Source organism: Streptococcus lishijunsis (assembly GCF_047290665.1).
Classification (GTDB): Bacteria; Bacillota; Bacilli; order Lactobacillales; family Streptococcaceae; genus Streptococcus.
The window spans coordinates 1-1,748 of sequence record NZ_JBLBUC010000046.1 but is presented as its reverse complement, the minus strand read 5'-3'; the positions used below and the strand labels follow the sequence as shown (position 1 = coordinate 1,748).

The 1,748-nt window shown below is 38.0% G+C and carries 1 protein-coding gene and 1 pseudogene; both read left to right on the top strand.

All coding sequences use genetic code 11. The annotated features are described in order from the left end of the window. Positions 1–415: pseudogene (locus ACLN19_RS09065) on the top strand (hypothetical protein); the annotation flags it as partial. Between the two features lie 106 nt (positions 416–521). Further along, positions 522–1,595 (top strand): DUF8617 domain-containing protein, encoded by a 1,074-nt coding sequence (locus ACLN19_RS09060; protein WP_413385518.1) that lies wholly within the window; start codon positions 522–524, stop codon positions 1,593–1,595. The last annotated feature ends 153 nt before the right edge of the window (positions 1,596–1,748 follow it).

The window sequence follows — 1,748 nt, the reverse complement described above, 5'->3', positions numbered from 1 at the left end:
TGCCATAAATACATTATACCATAAATGTACTACTTTTATTTCATTTAACTATAAATTACGTTATGTAGGTCTAAATGAGAAAGGACAACTCAAGAAAATCGACCTTGAAGGCGAAGAGACTTTTGATAAACATGGTATTGCTACAGTTGTTATCGACAATGTTGCACCACATATTACCATTGATTATATGACTGGTAAGGTCACAGGTGATGTTTACGTCCGTCAGGAAAGTAGCGGTTCCAAAAAATCAGATTCTGCTGAACTTGATCGAGACTATGAGCAGTATGATTATTGTGTTTATGTTAATGAGGATGATGGCTATTATGACTATAAAGGAAGTGACTCAGACAAGTACGTTGAAATGACAGAAAGAGAAGCTCTAGAAGAAGGCTACGTTTGGGATGCGGCTGAGTAAGGTATGATGTAGGAACTGTGACTGACAGGTCGCAGTTTTTTCATCATTTCGTGGTATAATAATAGCGAGATAAAAAATATTTGTGAGGAGATATAGGAGTTTAATTATGGGAAGATGGACTTGTGAGTGTGGGCATCAAATGGATGATCACGCTACTTCAGATCCGAATGCTTTTTTAGCTTTTTCGGATGAGTGGTGGACAGACATCACAACTATGGCTGATGAAGACAATAACATTGATTATAAGGATCTTTTGGTTGAGTCATATGATGTTTGGAAGTGCCCTAACTGTGGTAGTTTAATGGTCTTTGGCGAAGATGACAATCCTAATCGTTATACCTTTTATCAAAAACTACCTTTAGCTAGTGGTGAGAAAGAGCCAGATGACTCTGTTGAGCTTAGAGCACCTGACAGGCTTTATCGAGTCGCTTCGGTGACCTTTACGTTGTTTGGTGATGCCTACACCTACCTTTGTGATGATGAGACAATCAAAGAAAATCATTATGTCGTTGTACCTGTTGGCGCTGATAATACAGAAAAGATTGCTCAGGTTCAAAATGCCTATCGTGCGTTTCCAAAAGATATTCCTTATCCCGTTGATAAGCTCAAACAGGTGATTAAACGCTATTCTAGATTTGATGAAACTAAAGCCACGGAGATAGCAAGGGAGTTAGAAGCTCAAGGGCAATGTCTTGATTTGACACAAAGTACATCTGCGATCGTCAAAAATGAAGTGTTTTCTATGTTGCGTAATCGTCTTGGTTCTTGGTGGTTAGAGTTAAATGGGGTTCCTATCCCAATGAAGGTGACTCTGTTAGAGGAGAGATATGACAGATATGATATTGACGCGGTAGTGCATATCAAGCCTTATCATATCAACTGTCGTACATTTGAGTCTTTGACATTATGCACTGATTTTGATATTGATGCTAGCAGATGGATTGATAGTGTTTCAGATGAGTGTGTTTTGGGGAATTCATGGGAAAAAGATGGCATTCATTTCGGTATCACAGGTGAGGAATCTCTAGAACATGAAGATGAGCTAGTGTTTGATGATTATAGTAGAGTTCCTTACTATGACAAGTGGCATGCAACTTGGAGTGGTCGATATGGTTTTAACATTGCTTGGAAATCCTATGAGTCTGATGAGGATTTGTCGGTTGATTTTTATATCACTTAGACTAGTCTGTTTTTTTATTTGTTTTCTGAAAACCACTAGCTGTGCTAGTGGTTCAAAATAGCTTTCAGCGATGTCTTAAAAAAACTCCCAAAGTGTTATATGATATACTCCCCATATAGTAGACAGTGAAAAAACAAAAATTCACTAGACACT

Coding starts and splice junctions, on each gene's coding strand:
- ACLN19_RS09060 (WP_413385518.1), top strand. CDS start 522: ATGGGAAGATGGACTTGTGAGTGTGGGCATCAAATGGATGATCACGCT.